The 20,154-nt window shown below is 32.0% G+C and carries 23 protein-coding genes and 2 pseudogenes; 18 read left to right on the plus strand and 7 right to left on the minus strand.

Going from position 1 to position 20,154, the window contains the following annotated elements; genetic code table 11:
- Positions 1-4: 4 nt before the first annotated feature.
- Positions 5-607, minus strand: coding sequence for a DUF2441 domain-containing protein (locus AC3WVZ_RS10495; RefSeq protein ID WP_001005241.1), 603 nt, complete (start codon positions 605-607; stop codon positions 5-7).
- Between the two features lie 203 nt (positions 608-810).
- On the opposite strand from AC3WVZ_RS10495, the gene AC3WVZ_RS10500 reads away from it, so the two are divergent.
- From AC3WVZ_RS10500 to AC3WVZ_RS10525, 6 genes are all read left to right on the plus strand, one after another.
- Complete coding sequence (locus AC3WVZ_RS10500; protein ID WP_001143427.1) at positions 811-1,296, plus strand: DUF2798 domain-containing protein; 486 nt, start codon at positions 811-813, stop codon at positions 1,294-1,296.
- A gap of 180 nt (positions 1,297-1,476) precedes the next feature.
- The gene (locus AC3WVZ_RS10505; RefSeq protein WP_000676261.1) at positions 1,477-1,902 is read left to right on the plus strand and encodes a DMT family transporter; all 426 of its coding nucleotides are present in this window, start codon (positions 1,477-1,479) and stop codon (positions 1,900-1,902) included.
- A gap of 19 nt (positions 1,903-1,921) precedes the next feature.
- Positions 1,922-2,617: a Crp/Fnr family transcriptional regulator gene (locus AC3WVZ_RS10510; protein ID WP_000431609.1), complete on the plus strand. Its 696-nt coding sequence runs from the start codon at positions 1,922-1,924 to the stop codon at positions 2,615-2,617.
- 16 nt (positions 2,618-2,633) lie between these two features.
- Positions 2,634-3,104: a DMT family transporter gene (locus AC3WVZ_RS10515; protein ID WP_063219977.1), complete on the plus strand. Its 471-nt coding sequence runs from the start codon at positions 2,634-2,636 to the stop codon at positions 3,102-3,104.
- A 611-nt stretch (positions 3,105-3,715) separates the two neighbouring features.
- Entirely contained in the window at positions 3,716-4,123 is a 408-nt protein-coding gene (locus AC3WVZ_RS10520) for a GNAT family N-acetyltransferase (RefSeq protein ID WP_000431735.1), read from the plus strand.
- 117 nt (positions 4,124-4,240) lie between these two features.
- Complete coding sequence (locus tag AC3WVZ_RS10525) at positions 4,241-4,894, plus strand: MBL fold metallo-hydrolase (RefSeq protein WP_000401480.1); 654 nt, start codon at positions 4,241-4,243, stop codon at positions 4,892-4,894.
- A 97-nt stretch (positions 4,895-4,991) separates the two neighbouring features.
- On the opposite strand, the gene AC3WVZ_RS10530 is transcribed toward AC3WVZ_RS10525, so the two are convergent.
- The gene (locus AC3WVZ_RS10530; protein ID WP_000436013.1) at positions 4,992-5,615 is read right to left on the minus strand and encodes a TetR/AcrR family transcriptional regulator; all 624 of its coding nucleotides are present in this window, start codon (positions 5,613-5,615) and stop codon (positions 4,992-4,994) included.
- Positions 5,616-5,736: 121 nt separating this feature from the next.
- On the opposite strand from AC3WVZ_RS10530, the gene AC3WVZ_RS10535 reads away from it, so the two are divergent.
- Positions 5,737-7,968 carry an MMPL family transporter gene (locus tag AC3WVZ_RS10535; RefSeq protein ID WP_065382126.1) on the plus strand — a complete coding sequence of 744 codons (2,232 nt, stop codon included), beginning with the start codon at positions 5,737-5,739 and terminating at the stop codon, positions 7,966-7,968.
- Positions 7,969-8,015: 47 nt separating this feature from the next.
- Here AC3WVZ_RS10535 and AC3WVZ_RS10540 read toward each other — a convergent pair whose 3' ends face one another.
- Positions 8,016-8,198, minus strand: a complete 183-nt coding sequence (locus AC3WVZ_RS10540) for a DUF4021 domain-containing protein (RefSeq protein WP_001060657.1) — start codon at positions 8,196-8,198, stop codon at positions 8,016-8,018.
- Positions 8,199-8,272: 74 nt separating this feature from the next.
- On the opposite strand from AC3WVZ_RS10540, the pseudogene AC3WVZ_RS10545 reads away from it, so the two are divergent.
- The 4 genes and pseudogenes from AC3WVZ_RS10545 to AC3WVZ_RS10560 form a co-directional block, all read left to right on the plus strand.
- A pseudogene (locus AC3WVZ_RS10545) lies at positions 8,273-8,461 on the plus strand (GNAT family N-acetyltransferase); the annotation flags it as partial.
- Between the two features lie 37 nt (positions 8,462-8,498).
- Entirely contained in the window at positions 8,499-9,443 is a 945-nt protein-coding gene (locus tag AC3WVZ_RS10550; RefSeq protein ID WP_065382127.1) for a GNAT family N-acetyltransferase, read from the plus strand.
- Between the two features lie 161 nt (positions 9,444-9,604).
- Positions 9,605-10,117 (plus strand): GNAT family N-acetyltransferase, encoded by a 513-nt coding sequence (locus AC3WVZ_RS10555; RefSeq protein ID WP_000512619.1) that lies wholly within the window; start codon positions 9,605-9,607, stop codon positions 10,115-10,117.
- A 131-nt stretch (positions 10,118-10,248) separates the two neighbouring features.
- A pseudogene (locus tag AC3WVZ_RS10560) lies at positions 10,249-11,618 on the plus strand (IS1182-like element ISBth7 family transposase); the annotation flags it as partial.
- A gap of 113 nt (positions 11,619-11,731) precedes the next feature.
- Here AC3WVZ_RS10560 and AC3WVZ_RS10565 read toward each other — a convergent pair.
- Positions 11,732-12,619 (minus strand): DMT family transporter, encoded by an 888-nt coding sequence (locus AC3WVZ_RS10565; protein WP_000841810.1) that lies wholly within the window; start codon positions 12,617-12,619, stop codon positions 11,732-11,734.
- A gap of 170 nt (positions 12,620-12,789) precedes the next feature.
- Here AC3WVZ_RS10565 and AC3WVZ_RS10570 point away from each other — a divergent pair, with 170 nt between their 5' ends.
- From AC3WVZ_RS10570 to AC3WVZ_RS10585, 4 genes are all read left to right on the plus strand, one after another.
- Positions 12,790-13,350: a helix-turn-helix domain-containing protein gene (locus tag AC3WVZ_RS10570; protein ID WP_000581032.1), complete on the plus strand. Its 561-nt coding sequence runs from the start codon at positions 12,790-12,792 to the stop codon at positions 13,348-13,350.
- 33 nt (positions 13,351-13,383) lie between these two features.
- Positions 13,384-14,328 (plus strand): hypothetical protein, encoded by a 945-nt coding sequence (locus AC3WVZ_RS10575; protein WP_233936345.1) that lies wholly within the window; start codon positions 13,384-13,386, stop codon positions 14,326-14,328.
- 170 nt (positions 14,329-14,498) lie between these two features.
- Positions 14,499-14,648, plus strand: coding sequence for an aspartyl-phosphate phosphatase Spo0E family protein (locus AC3WVZ_RS10580; protein WP_000417698.1), 150 nt, complete (start codon positions 14,499-14,501; stop codon positions 14,646-14,648).
- 177 nt (positions 14,649-14,825) lie between these two features.
- Positions 14,826-16,217: a protoporphyrinogen oxidase gene (locus AC3WVZ_RS10585; protein ID WP_233936346.1), complete on the plus strand. Its 1,392-nt coding sequence runs from the start codon at positions 14,826-14,828 to the stop codon at positions 16,215-16,217.
- 55 nt (positions 16,218-16,272) lie between these two features.
- On the opposite strand, the gene AC3WVZ_RS10590 is transcribed toward AC3WVZ_RS10585, so the two are convergent.
- Positions 16,273-16,821 (minus strand): hypothetical protein, encoded by a 549-nt coding sequence (locus AC3WVZ_RS10590; RefSeq protein ID WP_000275240.1) that lies wholly within the window; start codon positions 16,819-16,821, stop codon positions 16,273-16,275.
- 308 nt (positions 16,822-17,129) lie between these two features.
- Between AC3WVZ_RS10590 and AC3WVZ_RS10595 the strand changes: the two genes are divergently transcribed.
- Positions 17,130-17,681, plus strand: coding sequence for a GNAT family N-acetyltransferase (locus AC3WVZ_RS10595; RefSeq protein ID WP_233936347.1), 552 nt, complete (start codon positions 17,130-17,132; stop codon positions 17,679-17,681).
- 43 nt (positions 17,682-17,724) lie between these two features.
- Here the strand turns inward: AC3WVZ_RS10595 and AC3WVZ_RS10600 are convergent, their stop codons facing one another.
- Complete coding sequence (locus AC3WVZ_RS10600; RefSeq protein WP_000286203.1) at positions 17,725-17,910, minus strand: cold-shock protein; 186 nt, start codon at positions 17,908-17,910, stop codon at positions 17,725-17,727.
- A gap of 86 nt (positions 17,911-17,996) precedes the next feature.
- Complete coding sequence (gene cspD, locus AC3WVZ_RS10605) at positions 17,997-18,200, minus strand: cold-shock protein CspD (RefSeq protein ID WP_000176366.1); 204 nt, start codon at positions 18,198-18,200, stop codon at positions 17,997-17,999.
- A gap of 383 nt (positions 18,201-18,583) precedes the next feature.
- Between cspD and AC3WVZ_RS10610 the strand changes: the two genes are divergently transcribed.
- Together AC3WVZ_RS10610 and AC3WVZ_RS10615 are read left to right on the plus strand one after the other, a co-directional pair.
- A complete protein-coding gene (locus AC3WVZ_RS10610; protein ID WP_139847280.1) occupies positions 18,584-19,480 on the plus strand; it encodes a CPBP family intramembrane glutamic endopeptidase in 897 nt (298 codons plus the stop codon).
- A complete protein-coding gene (locus AC3WVZ_RS10615; RefSeq protein ID WP_119683340.1) occupies positions 19,480-20,139 on the plus strand; it encodes an AAA family ATPase in 660 nt (219 codons plus the stop codon). Before AC3WVZ_RS10610 ends, AC3WVZ_RS10615 begins: the two co-directional genes overlap by 1 nt.
- Positions 20,140-20,154: the final 15 nt, after the last annotated feature.

Genomic DNA, 20,154 nt, shown 5'->3' on the forward strand with positions numbered 1-20,154 from the left:
GAAATTAAACATGAATTGAGGAAAAGTCATCAATAATTTCGACTACTTCAATTTCGCCATTAATGAGTAGCTCAGGGAGTTCGTTATTCACATTTCCTTTCCAATATTCTCTAGCTTGTTCCATTTTTTGAGAAAAAGGAATAGCATCTTCTTTCGGTAAAAGATTCCCGTCACCTTCAAAAGAACTTCCGATTACTCGTAGTTTAACAATCTGCAAAACTTCTCGATTGTAAGAATCAAATAATGCTTTCCATTTTAAAGCATCTTCATAGCTTTTAGCAGCATATAAACAAGACAATCTTGATGGATAATCAGGATATTCTTGCAGCCTAACCATTTCCATAATCGTTTCTCTAATGGCTCTAATTGTTTGATCCATGTAATTCATAACTACTGTAGCATTTTCATTCTTTATATGTAATTCTTCATTTGTATAATGTTCTTTTAAAATTTGTATAGAATCTTCACCACTAGAATTTAAATGTTTTCTTTCAAAAAAGAAGTGGAATAGCGTATTAGTTTGATTTTTATTAAATTGAATGCTTTGTCCGATCTTCATTTTTTTCCTTGTTACGATATGATATACGAAAAATCCTTGTTCATTCATGGTTCTCCTCCTAGTAGTAATGTTTAAATTTAGTAATTCAACATTGAAATATATAAAACCTTTATAAGTAAAAGTGAGAATTTGAGTTGAAAGTAAAGAAAATATATGAAAACGTTTTAAATTTGTTCACAAAATGTTCACTTACGAAGAGGTTTCCAATATCGATATAATGACAAAGACTCAAAGAGAAAGGATGATGAATTTTGCCAACAACAAGAAAGGAAAACCTCCAATTTGGTATGATGATGTGCCTTGGGATGGTTATCGTAATGACGTTTTACAATTTACTAACGAATGGATCAGGAGGGCCAATTCATATTAAGGAGATCGCATTAGAACTACTAATTGGATTTATTATTGCGCTATTAATTGAAATATGTATCGTTGGACCTAGTGCGAAAAAAATTGTATTCATGTTGCCATTTGATAAATCGAAAAAAGTAAATATTATTATTGCGATGGCGACAGCTATGGTTATTGGAATGGTTTTCTTCATGTCGTTTTATGGAATGGCAATGATGTATTTTCATAATGGATTACATGGTGAATCTTTTGTTTCAATGTATTTCTCGATTTTTATTAAAAACTTCATTATGGCGTATCCATTACAATTAATTATTATGGGGCCGCTTGTGCGTTTCTTATTTGGAAAGTTTGTTTTGAAGAATAAACCTATTAATGTAGCGTAATTATAATTATTAAAATTATATATAATAATAAAAAGATAAAAACACATCTCAATTATTTTGAGGTGTGTTTTTTTATGGTCATTCGCAGTTATTTTCATACTGATGTGACATTTGTCCTTTTGTTTATATAGGATTATAGCTTTTAATTAAGTCAGAAATAAAGGATGAGGAGATGATTTTTTGAAAGGTATTCTATTTGCTGTTTTTGCGGGGATATTTATAACACTTCAAGGAACCTTTAATGCGAAACTTAGTTCACATATCGGTATATGGTCGACGAGTATTATAACCCATTTAATTGGATTCATTATTGCAACAACTGTATTTTTGTTAAAGAAAGAAGAGAAAGTAACAGATTTAAAGAGTGTGAAAAAAGTATATTTAGCAGCGGGTGCATTTGGTGGATTCATTATTTGCGCAGAAACTATGGCGATATATTCACTAGGAGTTACATTGACAGCTGGCACACTAATGGTTGCTCAATTGTTAACGGCAACAGTTATTGAAATGAAAGGACTGTTTCATATAAAAAAGATACAGATGGAGAGATATCATATTGTGGGAACAATAGTAATGATTATAGGTATTGTTGTATTTAATATGTAAATGAAAGGAGGAAATGAATATGGAGAATAGATCAAGTTTAATTACGCATTATTTGAAAATCAATAAAACGCTCGAGGTTTTTTCAGAAATAGATACAGCATATTTTCAATTAAATCACTTTGAAAAAGGCGAGCTTATTTGCAATATAGATGACGAAATGGATCGTTTATATTTTGTTGTTAAAGGGAAAGTAAAAGTTTATACGATTACACCTGAAGGGAAGAAATTAATTCTTCGCTTTATCAATCCATTGGCCATTGTTGGTGATATTGAACTAATTCAAAATAGCAAAGCACATAATGTCGTTGAGGCTTGTTCAGATGTTGTAGCAATCTCTATTTCTAATACGGTTATTAGAAACAAGTTATTACATGATCCTATATTTATGAAGTTCTTGCTTGAAAACATTGCCAACACGTTAAAAATATCGACTCGTTTTACTGCTCTTAATTTACTTTATCCTGTAGAAGTACGTGTAGCTAGTTATTTGCTTTCAATTTCAACAGATAGTAACGGGAATATGTATAAAGGGGATTTGGATGCAACTTCAGTAACGAGTATTGCAGATTTTATAGGGGTAAGTTATAGGCACGTAATTCGGGTATTACAAAGATTTTATAATGAAAAACTAATTGAAAAGAGTAATGGAGTTATTGTAATTAAAGATTTTTCTAGAATGAAGGAAGTCGCTAAAGATAATATATATGAGCAATGAAAGGGAGAGGAAGATTTTGATTGGATTTAGTTTAGCTATATTAGCAGGAATATTAATTAGCGTACAATCTGTTTTTAATGCAAAAGTAAATGAAAATGTAGGACAGTGGTTAACAACTACATGTGTCCTTGGAATAGGTCTCATTAGTTCTATTCTATTTTATATCATTACAGAAAACAGTATTAGCATTAAAGTGTATACTGCAAATTATTTGTTTTATGTAAGTGGACTGTTTGGCATCGGGTTAATTATTTGTATAATGGGTGCAATAAAGAGTTTAGGTCCAGCATATACGGTGCTAATTAGTCTTATTACTCAATTGGTCGTTGCGTTATGCATTGATACATTCGGATTATTTGGAATGGAGAGTGTTCCATTACAAGTAAATAAGTTAGTTGGTATAGGCTTATTAATTTTTGGAGTAGGAATTTTTAAAAATATCTTTTCGAATAAGAGAGCTATTAGAATAACTGAGGATGAGATTTAAAGGCTATAAGGATGTTAATAATCAGATTATAGATGTTTATGTATTGGGGAAGGCATTTCATACATGGCTCTGTTAGTGAAGGGTTTATATATATTTGATAAAAAAACGTGAATTAGCCATTAGTGTAGTTGAAAAGAAGACGTCAATAAGTTGAGGTCTTCTTATGTATTGTTCTGAGGTTATCTGAACTTAAGTATAAGGGGATGAGAAGTGGTTTAAGTTAAGAAGAATATGACCGAAAATAAAATATTACTAAACATATATAACTAATGAATACAATGTCTTTTTCAGTTATTAAGTTGTAAATCATTTTATGATAAAATCTTTTACATAATTTAATAAAGGGGTAGTATTCAATGGGTTATTTCTCAAATGGTTTATTAGTTTTGTTTGTGCTAATCGTATGCAGTTGTATATTTTTTGGTTAATAATATAATGAGAGTCTTATATAAAAGAAGTTATCTTAAGTGAGGTAACTTCTTTTTATTTTATATTGAGAAGGAATTCTATCTTTCTTATTGAAGTTTGTTCTAGTTATTTTTACATCGATCAGATTTGTGTAAAGGGAATTTTATGAAATATAAACAAGCCAGAGAATAGGGAGTATTTACATGGAAAATAGTATACGCTACACAAGTGAACATCCTACAGATTTTAATGGATTATTATCCTTATACGAATCTTTAGGATGGAATTCTCTTAAATTAACGGTTAACGAGTTAGAACGAATGTGTAAGCAAAGTTGGTATGCAATTTATGTTTTTGATGATAAGAGGTTAGTAGGGATGGGGCGTGTCATATCAGATGGAGTCATAACAGGCATTATTTGTGGAGTTGGTGTATTGCCAAAATATCAGTCTAGTGGCATCGGAAAAGAAATAGTGAAACGATTAATCCAACACTGTGAACAAAACAAGGTTATTCCACAACTTATGTGTGTAGAAAAATTGCAATCTTACTATGAATCTATAGGGTTTGAAGCATTCTCTATTGGGATGACAAAACATATTATAAGATAGAGGTGCTTTATCCCGCTATTTGCCGAGTAGTAAAAGCCCCACGGATTAAAGTTTCACTTTATATTTTCAGTTTACTCGTACATATTTTCAAACTTCAACATAAAGGAGAATGGCTGTATGGAGATTGCTAAAGGGATAGAAATGTTACAACTTGAATTTCAAGAATTTGTTATTCATCCAATTCTTTTATGGGATGATGAAATGGCAGTATTAATAGATACGGGTTTCCCAGGACAAATTGAAGATATACAAGTAGAGATGGAAAAGGTTGGGGTATCATTTGATAAGTTAAAAGTCGTGATTTTGACGCATCAGGATATTGATCATATAGGTAGTCTTCCGGAGTTGTTGCAGCGCTGTCGAAGTAATATTAAAGTTTATGCGCACGAACTAGATAAGCCATATATCGAGGGGGATTTACCTTTATTGAAGGAAGGAAATGTAGAGAACCGACCAAAAGGAAAAGTGAGTGATACTATGATTGACGGGCAAGAACTTCCGTATTGCGGTGGAATACTAATTCTTCATACTCCAGGGCATACCCCGGGTCATATTAGTTTATATTTGAAACAAAGTAAAATTCTTGTTGCAGGAGACTCTATGTATAGTGTGAATGGGATGTTAGGAGGAATTCACGCCCCAACAACTATAAATATTAAGGAAGCACAGCAGTCTTTGAAGAAGTATTTAAATCTAGATATTGAATCTGTAGTTTGTTACCATGGGGGATTAAGTAAGGGGAATATAAAGATTCAACTTCAAAATTTATAAAAGTCGAAGATAATAATTTTTAGATAATGGATGCTAAATTATAAAAAAACATGTTTGAAAAAAATTCAAACATGCTTTTTTATTAAAGGAAATCTGTTTAATATGAATGACCTAATCCGTTCCAATAAAAAGAAACGATTTCTTGTGCTAATTCATCTATATTTGCAAGAATAGGATTGTGATTTTCATCTTTAAAATTCCCAATAGATAATAAAGATACGAAAGCATGAGCCGCAAATTTAGCGTTTCCTTTCGGAATTTCTCCGATGTGCATAGCATTATCGAGTGCTTTTTCTAGTACTTCATACATATTATCTTCAGCATTTTTTAATTGTTTCAATTGTTCTTCAGATAACGACAGTTTTGCATCTTTCATAAAATTTTTCATATCAATATCCATCGTTGCGTGTAAGTAAACTTTAGCGAAGTCTAATAATCTTTCTTCTAAAGTTTTGTTTGTAGAGAGTATTTGAGACATATTCTCACGTATACGTACCATCATTTCGATCATAGTAGCGGTAAATAAATCGGCTTTTGTTGAATAGTAATAGTAGACAGTTGCTTTCGTAACACCACAAACTTTTGCGACCTCATCCATAGAAACGACTTGATAATTTTGTGTAAGAAATAAGCGGGTTGCTACTTCTAAAATGTTTTCTTTTGTAGATTTTGTATTTTTATTTTGACGCGGCCTTCCGAGAGGACGTTGTTTTTGTTCCAAATACATTCGCTCCTGACATTTATGATTGAGATAATTATAACATAATTTTCAATCATTCTTGATTAATTAACCGACCAGTATATATAATTAATAATGGAGGGAAAAAGGAAGGTGGGTTTTTATGAAAAAGCACCCGTTACATATGTTAGGGAGGCTTGTAGCAGGGAGAAATACGCAATGGATCACTTTATCGGTATGGATTCTTATTACATTATTACTTTCATTTACGTTACCACAAGTAAATAGTACGAAAGAACCGAACCCGAAAAATTTACCCGAAACAGCTATGTCGCAGCAAGCGGAAGCACTTATGAAAAAAGAGTTTCCGAATAATGCAGGGAATCCTTTATTAGTAGTATGGTATAGAGATGGTGGATTACAGTCACAGGATTATAAACTCATACAAGATGTCTATAAAGAGTTAAAATCTAGTCCTTTAAAAGAACAATCAACGTTACCACCATTTGATACAATTCCAGAGCAAGTATTATCAAAAAGTGCGTCAAAAGATGGTACATCATTTGTTACACCGGTATTTTTTAATAAATCTGCTGGTACGGATATATTAAAAGGAAATCTTGAAGAGTTTAGAAAAATAGTGAATAGTAAGGTGGATGAAGATCCATTTAAACAAAAAATAAGTGAATCTGGTTTACATGTTCGATTATCAGGACCTGTAGGTATTCAAACGGATGCAGTTAGTTTATTTAGTCAAGCAGATGTGAAATTGTTAGTGGCTACTGTACTACTAGTGTTAGTTTTGTTAATTTTACTGTATCGTTCACCAATTTTAGCGATTTTACCTATACTTGTTGTTGGCTTTGCATACGGTATTATTAGTCCTACACTCGGTTTTTTAGCTGATCACGGATGGATTAAAGTAGATGCCCAAGCGATATCAATTATGACAGTATTATTGTTTGGCGCTGGAACGGACTATTGTCTATTTTTAATTTCGAGATATAGAGAGTACTTGTTAGAAGAAGAAAGTAAATATAAAGCATTGCAACTTGCGATTAAAGCATCTGGCGGTGCAATAATAATGAGTGCGTTAACTGTTGTACTTGGATTAGGAACATTACTACTTGCTCATTATGGTGCCTTTCATCGATTTGCAGTACCATTTAGTGTTGCTGTATTTATAATGGGAATCGCGGCTTTAACGATTTTACCAGCACTATTATTAATTTTCGGTAGAATTGCATTTTTCCCGTTTATACCGAGAACAAATTCAATGAATGAGGAGTTTGCAAGAAAGAAAAAGAGGGCTGTAAAAGTTAAAAAATCAAAAGGCTCCTTTAGTAAAAAACTTGGAGATATTGTAGTACGAAGACCATGGACAATAATTATGCTAACTGTATTTGTATTAGGCGGATTGGCTTCATTCGTACCACGTATTCAATACACATATGACTTATTAGAGTCGTTTCCAAAGGATATGCCTTCTCGTGAAGGGTTTACGTTAATTAGTGATCATTTCTCAGCTGGTGAACTAGCACCAATAAAAGTTGTTGTTGATACGAAAGGAAAAGAGCTTCCTATTAAACAAGAACTAGAGAAATTTTCTTTCGTAAATACAGTAAAAGAGCCAAAAGAGGGAAAAGAAAATAAGCAAATACAAATGTATGAAGTTTCTTTAGCGGAAAATCCATACTCAATTGAAGCGTTAGATCAAATTCCTAAATTGAAAAGCAGTGTAGAAAAAGTATTAAAAGATGCTGGGATTAGTAATGCTGAAGAGCAATTGTGGATTGGTGGAGAAACAGCTTCATTATATGATACAAAGCAAATTACTGAACGTGATGAATCAGTAATTATTCCAGTAATGATTAGCATTATCGCTTTACTATTACTTGTCTATTTACAATCGGTTGTTGCAATGGTTTATTTAATTGTAACTGTTGTCTTATCATTCTTCTCAGCGTTAGGAGCAGGATGGATATTACTTCATTACGGTATGGGAGCGCCGGCCATTCAAGGTGCGATACCGTTGTACGCATTCGTATTTTTAGTTGCTTTAGGTGAAGATTATAATATCTTTATGGTTTCAGAAATATGGAAAAACAGAAAGACACAAAATCACTTGGATGCAGTAAAAAATGGTGTAATACAAACAGGTAGTGTTATTACATCGGCAGGTTTAATTTTAGCAGGAACTTTTGCAGTGTTAGGTACACTTCCAATTCAAGTATTAGTTCAATTTGGTATTGTAACTGCAATTGGCGTATTACTAGATACATTTATCGTAAGACCGTTACTTGTACCCGCAATTACAGTTGTGTTAGGCCGATTTGCTTTTTGGCCAGGTAAACTTTCAAGAAAGAGTGAAGAAATACAAAAGGTGGATGCATAGTTAAAAAAGCCAAGGATATTTTCCTTGGCTTTTTTCAATGTAGTTAATTAATTTTTTGAAGTTAAATCATCAGCTGCAGCGTGATCAGCATCTTCAATTGTTGTTTCGGGCATTCCGTATAAGCCGTTCATTGCTTGTTCTTCGATAGTAAGATTTGCAGTATTATTATTTTGAATAGATGTAGTGTTTTCAGTAACATTTTCTTTTTTATTCATATTTTTGTTATTCATGTATGTATCCTCCAAATTTCATTTGATTTATCTATAGTATGTGGATGGATTTCCAGAAATATGTGAATTGATTCTTACATAATGAATTACTAGAAGGGATTCCAAATAGAACGAGTGTTTTAACAACACAAATAAACAATGAAAAAGCACGTTCGTTATATGAAAGATTAGATTGGGTAAATGTATTAGAACCATTTCATCCAAGTAAAAATGATGTTCCATATGTAATAATGGGAAAAGCATTAAAAACAAAAGTGAATTGATAATTATGCCATTCACAAAAATGGTTGGTTTGTAATAATGAAGGGGAAAACGAAAATGACGAAAATATCTATAGAAAAAGCTACAATTTTAGATGCTGAGAAATTAACAGAAATAATGAAAAGAACATTTGATGCAGAAGCAAAACAATGGCTATACGGCCAAGATGATGTCATTGATTATAACATTCAACCGCCAGGATATTCTTCAGTTGAAATGATGGAATATTCCATTGAAGAATTGGATTCTTTCAAAGTTGTAATGGATAAAGAAATAATCGGAGGGATAATAGTTACGATTTCTGGTAAGTCGTACGGTCGAATTGATCGTATTTTTGTAGATCCTGTTTATCAAGGAAAAGGAATTGGATCACATGTTATGAAATTAATAGAAAAGGAATATCCGAACATAAAGATTTGGGATCTCGAAACACCTAGTAGACAAATTAACAATCATCACTTTTATAAAAAGATGGGTTACCAAATGATTTTTGAATCGGAAGATGAGTATTGTTACGTGAAAAGAATAAAAACAAGCTCAAACAAAGCCAGTGTAGTTACAAATAAAGATATGAAAAATAGTCAATACGAAAACTGTAATTTAGCAAATACAGAGTATTATCAAGTGAATTTAAAAAACAGTTCATTTGTTGGTAGCAATATAATGAATATGAATATGAGTAATTGTAATGTAAGTCAATCCAAGTTTAGAAATATAAATTTTAGAAGGTCATCATATGCAGATTTAAATCTTTCTGGCAGTAAATTTAATTTGGTGACTTTAGGTGGAGTGCAATTTAAAAATACAAGTCTCGGAGATGAGAAGGAACCTATTGTATTCGATAAATGTGATTTGGAATGTAGCACTATAAGTAATAGTAATCTGAAAAATATTGAAATAGAAAATTGTGATATAGTCGGCATGAAACTAAATGGTATTTTGATTGAAAATTTGCTTGATTTATATAACAAGGTGAAAAGTTAACCAAATCCATATCATTATATCTTTATAATCTTTTTGGAAATTAAGTATTATATCGAAATAATTATGTAAAAATGACATAAAGAAATCCGGGCGAGAAGGTCATTCGTGAACGTTTCTAGAATACACACAAATATATTGTTATTTATATGGAGGAGAGAAAGATGGGAATCAACGTTAGAGCAGTAGAAATACAAGATGCTAGAGCAATTCATCGTATATGTATACAGGATGATGTTTTACCGTATATGGTTTTCTTACCTAGCATGCGTGTAGAGGCTATGGAAAATAGAATTCGAAATTTAGCACCAAATCAATTTGAATTTGTTGCAGAATATGATGGAGAAGTTGTTGGGTTTGTAGGTTTAACACAAAGTCCGGGCCGAAGATCTCATTCAGGCGATTTATTCATTGGGGTAGACAGTGAATATCATAATAAAGGAATTGGGAGAGCACTTCTTACGAAGATGCTTGATTTGGCTGATAATTGGTTAATGTTAGAGAGAGTAGAACTAGGTGTGTTAGAAACGAATCCAAAAGCAAAAGCTTTATATGAAAAATTTGGATTTGTAGAAGAGGGAGTAAAGATAGGGAATTTGAAAGCTCATGGAAAGTTTATTAATGAAATTATGATGAGTCGTTTTAGACCGAATGGTTTAATTGTACATAATGAATAGTTAAAAGCATGACAGTATACTGTCATGCTTTTTCAGGCTGTGGAGAAAGTCTTCTCCACAGCCTGTTTTTGTGTCTGAACCTCTTTTTATGTGTCAACACTGATAAAAAAGAGGAAAAGGAGAGATTTTTTATGATGGGTGCTTTAAAAAATCATCGTGATGAGCGTGTATCTGTTTCTGTAGAAGAGTTGGTTCCACAAGATCATTTCCTTCGTGCAATTGAAGCGACAATTAGTTTTGATTTTATTGAAGAGAAGTTACGCCCTTATTACTGTGAAAACAATGGACGCCCGTCCATTCATCCTATTGTTTTATTTAAGATGATGTTTATTGGATATTTTTACGGTATTCGTTCTGAGCGTCAATTGGAAAAGGAAATTAAAACGAATATTGCCTACCGTTGGTTTTTAGGGTTTTCTCTATCGGATACTATTCCGGATCACTCTACAATCAGTTGGAATCGTCGTACTCGTTTTATTCATACAAATATTTTCGAAGAAATTTTTGATGAGATTGTGAGACAAGCGACGGAGCACCGGATGGTAGGAGGACGTGCACTGATGACAGATTCTACACATATTAAGGCCAATGCCAATAAAAATAAATTTGTACATAAATATAAAAAAGAAAAAGCAAAGTTTTATATAGACGAGCTAGAAGCTGCGGTAATCGAAGATCGTGAGGTACATGGAAAAAAGAATTAAAACCTAGAAAGGAAAGTGATACCCCTACCAAAAAAACTCGTATAAGTACAACGGATCCAGATAGTGGATTTTTAATGAGAGATGGAAAACCAAATGGTTTTCATTTCTTGGATCATCGTACGACTGATGCGAAGTACAATATTATTACAGATACCTATGTAACGGCTGGAAATATGGCAGATTCCGAGCCGTATTTAGCACGCCTCCAAGCTCAGATTGATAAATTCGACTTCAAAGTAGAAGCTGTTGCCCTTGATGCTGGCTATTTTACAGGATATATCTGTAAGAAACTATCAGAACGGAATATATTTATGGTGATGGGGTATCGCCGATTTGGAAAACGGAATAAAGAAGTACCGAAAAGCCAATTTAAATATGTAGAAGAAATGAATGTTTTCGCTTGTCCGATGGGATGTATTCTAGAATATGTAACAACTGATCGTGAAGGATACCGTCAATACAAATCGAATCCAGAAGACTGCGCTGTTTGTCCGTTACGTGAGGTGTGCTTTTCAAAGAAACAAAAACAAAAAGTTATCACTCATCATGTGTGGGAGAAATATAAGGATATTGCTAGAAAAAACAAGCTAACAGCTACAGGGAAAAGGTTGTATAAAGTACGCTGTTCCACTATAGAGCGAAGCTTTGCAGACGCCAAAGAACTACATGGCTACCGCTATGCCCGGTTTCGAGGGCTGAAGTCTGTCCAAATGCAAGCTTATCTCACCGCAGCTTGTCAAAACATGAAAAAAATAGCCCTCCACCTGACCAAAAAGGGTCAGGTGGAGGGCTATTTTTTAAAATTCTATTATTTTATGTTGTTTTTATTCGCTAAAATCAAAAAAGATTCCAGAGTGTTGGGAACCCTAAAGGGTTTCCCAACACTCTGGAAAAGCATGACAGTATACTGTCATGCTTTTTTATTAGAACTTGGCTGCAATAAAAATAATACTAAACCAATAAAAATAACGGTAATTCCTAGTCCTTGTTGTAAAGAAATGGTCTCATGTAATATAAAGTACGCTAGTATACAAGTGCCAATTGTTTCACCTAAAATACTCATTGAAATTACAGTAGCACTCATCCATTTTAATAACCAATTAAAAATGGTTTGTCCTAAAATTGTAGCAATGAAAGCTAATCCAATAAAGCACAACCAAGTTTGTGTAGAGTAATGGATGAAAGATTCTTGTTGCGTGAAAGCAAATATGCCAAGAAAGCCAGCACTACTTCCATAACTAATTACTGAATAGGGTATAAGTGACAAATCTTTACGAACGTGTTGGCTAATGAAAAAATAAGCAGTAATGATACCGGCAGCAATAAATGCTAAAATATCTCCATATAAAGCTTCTCCACTAATTTGGAAATCTTGCCAGCCAATGATGATACTACCTGAAATAGCGATGAGGCAACCAATAACCGCTCCTTTCGTAAATCTTTCCTTAAATAAAAAATAACCACCAATCATTGAGAACAAAGGTTGTAACGTTACGATAACTGTAGAGCTTGCTACAGAAGTATATTGTAATGATTCAAACCATAGTACATAATGTGCAGCTAAAAATAGCCCAGATATGAATCCGAATGTCCATTGTTTTTTCGTTAAAGTTTTTAGCTCATTTCGACTATTTTTATTAAATAGTAATAACGGTAACAGGATCAGTGTGGCAAAGAATAATCGGTAAAAAGCAATGATTGTCGCAGGAGCATCTGCCAATTTTACAAAAATAGCTGAAGTTGATAAGGCGAATACACCAAAAAATAAGATGAAATATGAAAGAATAGGTGATTTCAAAGTTTGTCCCTCCTATAGAGTGTTTATTATAATAAACTTAATACGATATAATGTACAAAGGTAAGTATATAAGTCCCGGAGATAATAGGAAAGGATTATTTGCCTTTGTTTAGTATGTCAGCACAAAGACAATGAAATATGCATTATGATGGATGAAAGGAAGTTTTACTATGATACATGATAGGCTTGGACAAACAGTATTAAGTTATCGTAAGAAAAATAATATGACAATTCGTGAATTCGCTGATTATGCAGGAATTAGTACATCACTAATTAGCCAAATTGAAAGAGGACATGCTAATCCTTCTTTAAATGTTTTGGAGTTAATTGCAAAAGCATTAAATGTACCGCTGTTTACACTTTTTATTAATGATATCGATACAGATTCGCTCATTTCTAAGAAAAAAGATCGAAAAAAAGTATATCGGGAAAACAATGATCACATTGTATATGATGTATTAACACCTGATTTTATGAAAGCACGTATTGAAATGTTAATGATGGATTTAAATAAACGAGCAAACACAACAGAAAGCCATTATTCCCATGAAGATAAGGAAGAGATTGCTGTTATTATGAAAGGGGAAGTGTATGTGGAATTGGAGGGAAAAGAATATTATTTAGAAGAAGGCGATGTTGTACGTATTCCACCGAATGTGAAGCATCGATTTTTGAATAAAAGTGATGAATCGAATCACATTTTATTTGTACTGACACCATCTTTAGGATGAAAATATAGTGATTTTTAATAGGGGAGAAAGAAAATGGAAAAAAGTATTTTGAAAGGCGGTCTTTCAATTATTTCTCAATGTAAAAAAGAAACAAATGATATTTGGCATGCACATTTTGGAGCAGCTGCAATTGCTAGTTATTTTTTTATGAAAGATAATAATATTGATGAAGAAACAGCTCGTAATATGTATTCGCAAACAAGGATGATGCTGAACAAGAAAAAAATTGGTGAGATGATTGATGATAAAAAAGAAATAGATTTTAAAATTGCGGAAAATATGATTATAAAATCTTTAGAACAAACGATTGATGAGCTTCATTGGGTGGGGCATAACGTCATTTATGCGTCATTAAGTTTATTAGCTATGAAAGAGCTACAAAAATGGGGTGATAATCAAGCAATTGAAGGGATTACTACTCTTATTTTATCATTTCGAAAAACAATTCCAGGTAGATCGTGGATTGGTTATACGACGAAAGAAGTAAAACAATTAAGTTTTGAAGAGGAGATACAAAGTGAATTGAGTAATCCAACACAAGTATCTCAGTTCATTTTAAATGAGTTATCGAAATTTAATAGTATTTATCGAGCGGAATCACATCATGATTTAATTGGGCATTTGCTTACATACTCCCACGCAATTAATATAATGTACGATTTAGGACATATAGATATATTTCAACGAGGGATACGTCCGCTGTTAAAACTAGTATACGTACTAAGAGCTAGCCAAAAGCTCAAGCTGAATACGGAAATAACTTTACACTCACCTATAGATCGATTACTTTTAATTCAATCTAAACGTGCAAATATTTTACCAACTGAAAATATATTTTGGATAAAAGACTATAGTGAATTCGATTGGGATTTTGGTCATGTATTTAAATTCTCATATAGTTATTTTAATCATATACAGAGAGCTCCAAATTATAAAGATATCACATTAGAAAAATTCCGTTATGTTATTCATTCTTAATGAACGTTAATGATCTGTAAAAGGATGTTTAATCTAGTTTCTTTTTTTGTTAGTAGTATATTATTTTTTCAAATATGTAAGATTTTACATGCGTATTTTACTTTTACTAATTATGTAAGTAGGCTATACTGAAATACATACATTTTATTTTTGGAGAGATGTAAAACGACATGGAACTAGCGAAATTGGAAAAAGTAATTGAAATAAAAAAAGAAGAACTTTTATATTTAGTATCGGATTATGGAATTCAACATGAAAAAGTATTGGCATTGAGTCAAGAACTAGACAAATTAATCAATTACTTTATGTTTTTAAAATAAAGAGAACTATGACGGGGTTTGTAAATGTTATAGTTCTTTTTTATTAGGTAATTTGAAAATATATTAAAATATATTGTCTAATTTCTTACAGAATGCGCAACTTGCTAGTCGAATATAAGGACTTTTGGTTATAATAAAAAGGAATTATTAATTGTATCGGTTAGGAGCGCAGCACATATGAAAACAGTTGTTGTTATCGGTGGAGGTATAACGGGACTTTCTACTATGTTTTATTTAGAAAAATTAAAAAAGGATTATAATATCGATTTAAATTTAATTCTTATTGAGAAAGAAGAGTATTTAGGTGGTAAAATCCATAGTGTGGAAGAAAAGGATTTCATTATGGAGTCAGGAGGGGATTCAATCGTTGCTCGTAATGAACACGTTATGCCACTTGTAAAAGATTTAAATTTAGAAGATGAAATGGTATATAATGAAACGGGTATTTCTTACATATATTCTGAAAACATGTTACATCCGATTCCTTCTGATACTATATTTGGGATACCGATGAGCGCCCAGTCGTTGTTTAGCAGTACGCTAGTCTCAACGAAGGGGAAAATCGTAGCTTTAAAAGATTTCATAACGAAAAATAAAGAGTTTACGAAAGATACATCACTTGCTTTATTTTTAGAAAGCTTTTTAGGGAAAGAGTTAGTGGAAAGACAAATTGCTCCTGTGCTTTCAGGCGTATATTCTGGTAAATTGAATGAGCTTACAATGGCATCTACATTACCGTATTTACTGGATTATAAAAATAAGTATGGAAGTATTATTAAAGGTTTTGAAGAGAATAAAAAACAATTTCAATCAGCAGGAAATAAAAAATTCGTATCATTTAAAGGTGGACTATCTACGATAATTAATCGCTTAGAAGAAGTGCTGACTGAAACTGTCGTAAAAAAAGGTGCTATAACGACGGCTGTAAGTAAACAAGAGGATCGATATGAGATTTCTTTTGCAAATCATGAAACAATACAAGCTGATTATGTTGTTTTAGCAGCTCCACATGATATTGCACAAACTTTATTACAGTCTAATGAGTTAAATGAGCAGTTTAATACATTTAAAAACTCATCTCTTATAAGTATTTATTTAGGATTTGACATACTAGATGAACAACTACCAGCTGATGGTACGGGGTTTATTGTAACGGAAAACAGTGATTTACATTGTGATGCTTGTACATGGACAAGTCGAAAGTGGAAACATACATCGGGTAAACAAAAATTATTAGTTAGAATGTTTTATAAGAGTACCAATCCGGTATATGAAACAATCAAGAATTACAGTGAAGAAGAATTAGTACGAGTCGCTTTATATGATATTGAAAAGAGTCTCGGAATTAAAGGTGAACCAGAAGTAGTTGAAGTTACAAATTGGAAAGATTTAATGCCGAAATATCATTTAGAACATAATCAAGCGGTTCAAGCATTACAAGAGAAAATGACGAATCTTTATCCAAATGTATATTTAGCTGGTGCCTCATATTATGGTGTTGGAATTGGTGCGTGTATTGGAAATGGAAAGAATATAGCCAATGAAATAATGGATACATTAAATAAATAATACTGTAGAATAAATAAAAACTGTCCCTTCAGCAAAATGGAGGAACAGTTTTTATTTATTTTATTTGAATGGAAATTGTATTGTTTTTTACATTGTTTTCTTTTATTGTTAATATTATTTCTCCAGACTCTTTAAATGAATACGGTGATAGTTGATAAATATCTTTTATATCAAGTTTTTCTTGTAATTTATTTACCGGTATTGATACGATATTTGGCTTCCATGTTTCTTGTTTTCCTGAAGGATATTCTATAAGTATTACCGGATTTTTTAACTTTATTGTTTTCCAAGAGACGAAATATAGTTGTACTTCTGTATCTTTTTTTAATAATTCTTCGGAGAAATAACCGAATTCGCCTACATTACCGAAAACAGTATAGTTTTGATTTTTTAATTTAATATCTAAATAACTAGGTTGATATGTTACTGCATGATAAGTCCCATATGAAAGTGAGAGTATGGCAGCGATTAAAATACCGATTGAAAATGTCTTAAAGCTATTGCCTTTAAAGCTAGTCATCATGAATGAGTTTGGTGTGAATTTTTTTGCGAATAAAAAAATAAGTAATATGAGTAAGAGGGATAAGCCGATGAATATATACATAGATTTTTACACCTCCATAGCGTAAAATGGATTAACTATATTTTACCATTAATGTATGGGTTAGGGTGGTTATTTAGAAGGAAAAAATGAAGGAACAAATTCTTTACAGTTCTTGATAATTTAAAATTTGATTTATGGAAATTATAGCGTGATGTTCGAGTCGCAATCAGAAGGTATCCAATTCGTGTATATAGAATAAAGAGGGAATGCGCCATTAGAAATGTTTGACTTATGGAACAATAAGGACTTTACTAATTATACATATTTTTTCTGATATAATGAATGAGTAGAGAGAAAGGAGTGATCCTATGGCATTTCCTATATTAGAAACAGAACGCTTACGTTTAGTTGAAATAGAACAATCTTATTGTCAAAAAATATATGAAATCTTTTCATTGGATGAAGTGACGTGTTATTACGGTATGAATTCTTTTACGGAGTTTGGACAAGCTTCACGTATGATCGAATCTTTTTCAAAAAATTACTTTGAGAAAAAGGCAATACGATGGGGAATTGTGTTAAAAGAAACGAACGTTTTAATAGGAACAATTGGACTAAACAATTTACAATTATGGAGTAAACGATCTGAGATTGGATATGATCTGCATCCTCGTTATTGGGGAAATGGTTACGCTTCGGAAGCAGCTCGAGAAATTATTGATTATGGATTTAAAGATTTAGGTTTGTTTAGAATTGGAGTTATTACATATCCTGAAAATGATACTTCTTGTAGAATGTTATCTAAAATTGGCTTCCAAAAGGAAGGTCTATTGCGTGGATATATTCATCAAGGAAATAAGCAACACGATGCATTATTGTATTCTATAGTACGAACTGATATTGAGAACATAAATTTATAATAAAAAAAACCTCTTAATTAAAAGAGGTTTTTTTTATTATAAATTAACCTAATTTAGGTAATAAACGTTCTCCGCTTTTCATGCTACTTTTACATAAAGGGCATTTAGGCTCTTCTTCAAATGAAAAGTTCTTTCTCATCCATCCTAAACAATCCTCTGATTCACATTCCCAAACAGGGGTTTGTTCTGGTGGTACTTCTGCTACATCGTTCTTTCGATTGCGATACATGTAACCACTCCTTTTATGTAAAAAATTTTAGTTATATATTAAAAAGGTTGTTAACCTTGCTGGTAACAACCTTTTTATTGTTTGAATTATAGCTTTACAACGTTTTTAGCTTGAGGTCCGCGGTTACCTTCTTCAACTTCGAAACTAACTTCTTGACCTTCGTCAAGAGACTTGAAGCCGTCGCCAGTGATAGCTGAGAAGTGAACGAATACATCGTTACCGTCTGCAACTTCGATGAAACCGAAACCTTTTTCGCTGTTAAACCATTTTACTTTACCTGTTAATGTCATGGTAATGCCTCCTAAAAGTAGAAAAATTACAATATGATCGGCCTTATTTGAATGAAAATAAAAGTTCACATATTATCAAAAACCCATAAGGAGTACAAAATGTCCCTGATTGATACTTGATAATATGCAAAGAAAATATAGTGTTAAATTGACCTTAATTACTATCTTACAACAAATGGTTGGAAATAGCAAGTGCTGGTAATACCACTGAGTAATCTGGGTGATAATAGTAAAGGCACAAAGGCACCTCTTTTATTTATATATTATTCCTAATTTGGATTTATTCCAAACAAAAATCATTTATATGAAAAAATAAGTTTAAATAAAAGGCTAAATATTATTTTAATATTGCTGATGAGTACCATAATTAGGAGGATAAAATATTGCAAAATAAACAATTTAAAATAATTGAAGCAGCAAAAGAAGGAAGAAGAAAAGTTCATCCTGTTTTTGCTGTCATACTCGCGATTATATTTTTAACTTTAGGTGAATTATTTATGTTGTTTATGCTGATTTTACCGAAAGCAGAAACAACTTTTATGAAGGCGATTTATAGCGACATTGAGATGATATTAATGTTTGGCGGCGCAATATTTTTTGTGTTTTTATGGATTAGATTTGTAGAGAAAAGATCATTTTCATCCATTGGTTTTTGGAGAAATCAATGGATAAGAAAATATTTGAGAGGTACATTAATAGGATTTGTTTTCATTTCAATACCAGTCATGCTACTTTTATTAACTGGAAATGTACAACTACAAATGCAACACATTACACCAATCGCTATACTTGGAATTGTGGGATCTTTAGTTGCTTTTTTAATACAAGGTGCAACAGAAGAAATTGTTGTTCGGGGTTGGTTATTTCCAGTTCTTTCTGTTAGAAGCCGTATATGGATCGGTATTGTTGTAACTTCATTTTTATTTGGTTTTCTTCATTTACTAAATCCAGGTATTACAATTCTTTCAATATCGAATATAATATTAGTTGGTGTGTTTGCAGCTTTTTACGTTTTGAAAGATAGTAGTCTTTGGGGGATATGCGCATGGCATTCCATTTGGAATTGGGCACAATATAACGTATTTGGTTTTGCGGTTAGTGGAATGACAATGTATTCTACACCACTTTTTAAACCTGTAACAACTGGATCGGAATTCCTTCATGGAGGCTCGTTCGGAATTGAAGGTAGTATCATTACAACAATCATGCTCACTATCGCTTCAATTGTTTTATGGAGAAAGTTATGGGGAAGAAAAGCGAAACAACGAAATTTTAGTTAATGAAAGAGGGGGAAACTATGGGGATAATAGCATTTGAGGGAGCAAGCGCTGTTGGTAAAAGTACCACGTGCCGTGAATTAGAAAAGAATTATGGTGCTTATATAATACCTGAAGTGAATTCTTTATTTGAAAGGCCAAAAAATGAACATAGAACATGGTATTTTGAAAAACAAGTTGAGCGCTGGAATATAGCTGTTCAGAAGTCAGAGCAATATGAATTAGTAATACTCGATGGGGATATATATCAACCACTTAGTTATAATTGGTGCTTTCATTTTGATATATTTAATCAGCCATTATCTTTAATAGAAAATTTTTATAAAGAAAAGATGATAAATAGGGAAATTGGTTTTCCGGATCAATATTTTTATTTATATACGAACGATGAAGAACTTAGAAAGCGGAAAGTATCTGATGAGACGAAAAGAAGAAGAAACTTTGAAAAACATTTACATATATCAAAATCGTTTCAGCGTTATTATGAAAATTTAAATACTGTTACAGATGGGTATTGTAAATTAATTGAGGCGAAAAGTGTAAGAAATAATGAATTAGAAATAGTGAGAAACTCAAAAAATTTGAATGTGTGTGAAGAAAGACGCTTTGATGTTTCAAGGTTAGATGCTATTACGAAGTGGTTAAAAGAAAATCGTGCATAAAGTAAAAACAACGAG

It is taken from the genome of Bacillus sp. CPT56D-587-MTF (genome assembly GCF_058792335.1).

Excerpts from the sequence above, each read along its gene's own strand:
- AC3WVZ_RS10495 (WP_001005241.1), bottom strand. The coding sequence starts at position 607 with ATGAATGAACAAGGATTTTTCGTATATCATATCGTAACAAGGAAAAAA.
- AC3WVZ_RS10510 (WP_000431609.1), top strand. The coding sequence starts at position 1,922 with ATGGAGAATAGATCAAGTTTAATTACGCATTATTTGAAAATCAATAAA.
- AC3WVZ_RS10520 (WP_000431735.1), top strand. The coding sequence starts at position 3,716 with ATGGAAAATAGTATACGCTACACAAGTGAACATCCTACAGATTTTAAT.
- AC3WVZ_RS10525 (WP_000401480.1), top strand. The coding sequence starts at position 4,241 with ATGGAGATTGCTAAAGGGATAGAAATGTTACAACTTGAATTTCAAGAA.
- AC3WVZ_RS10535 (WP_065382126.1), top strand. The coding sequence starts at position 5,737 with ATGAAAAAGCACCCGTTACATATGTTAGGGAGGCTTGTAGCAGGGAGA.
- AC3WVZ_RS10540 (WP_001060657.1), bottom strand. The coding sequence starts at position 8,198 with ATGAATAACAAAAATATGAATAAAAAAGAAAATGTTACTGAAAACACT.
- AC3WVZ_RS10550 (WP_065382127.1), top strand. The coding sequence starts at position 8,499 with ATGAAGGGGAAAACGAAAATGACGAAAATATCTATAGAAAAAGCTACA.
- AC3WVZ_RS10555 (WP_000512619.1), top strand. The coding sequence starts at position 9,605 with ATGGGAATCAACGTTAGAGCAGTAGAAATACAAGATGCTAGAGCAATT.
- AC3WVZ_RS10570 (WP_000581032.1), top strand. The coding sequence starts at position 12,790 with ATGATACATGATAGGCTTGGACAAACAGTATTAAGTTATCGTAAGAAA.
- AC3WVZ_RS10575 (WP_233936345.1), top strand. The coding sequence starts at position 13,384 with ATGGAAAAAAGTATTTTGAAAGGCGGTCTTTCAATTATTTCTCAATGT.
- AC3WVZ_RS10580 (WP_000417698.1), top strand. The coding sequence starts at position 14,499 with ATGGAACTAGCGAAATTGGAAAAAGTAATTGAAATAAAAAAAGAAGAA.
- AC3WVZ_RS10585 (WP_233936346.1), top strand. The coding sequence starts at position 14,826 with ATGAAAACAGTTGTTGTTATCGGTGGAGGTATAACGGGACTTTCTACT.
- AC3WVZ_RS10590 (WP_000275240.1), bottom strand. The coding sequence starts at position 16,821 with ATGTATATATTCATCGGCTTATCCCTCTTACTCATATTACTTATTTTT.
- AC3WVZ_RS10595 (WP_233936347.1), top strand. The coding sequence starts at position 17,130 with ATGGCATTTCCTATATTAGAAACAGAACGCTTACGTTTAGTTGAAATA.
- AC3WVZ_RS10600 (WP_000286203.1), bottom strand. The coding sequence starts at position 17,910 with ATGTATCGCAATCGAAAGAACGATGTAGCAGAAGTACCACCAGAACAA.
- cspD (WP_000176366.1), bottom strand. The coding sequence starts at position 18,200 with ATGACATTAACAGGTAAAGTAAAATGGTTTAACAGCGAAAAAGGTTTC.
- AC3WVZ_RS10615 (WP_119683340.1), top strand. The coding sequence starts at position 19,480 with ATGAAAGAGGGGGAAACTATGGGGATAATAGCATTTGAGGGAGCAAGC.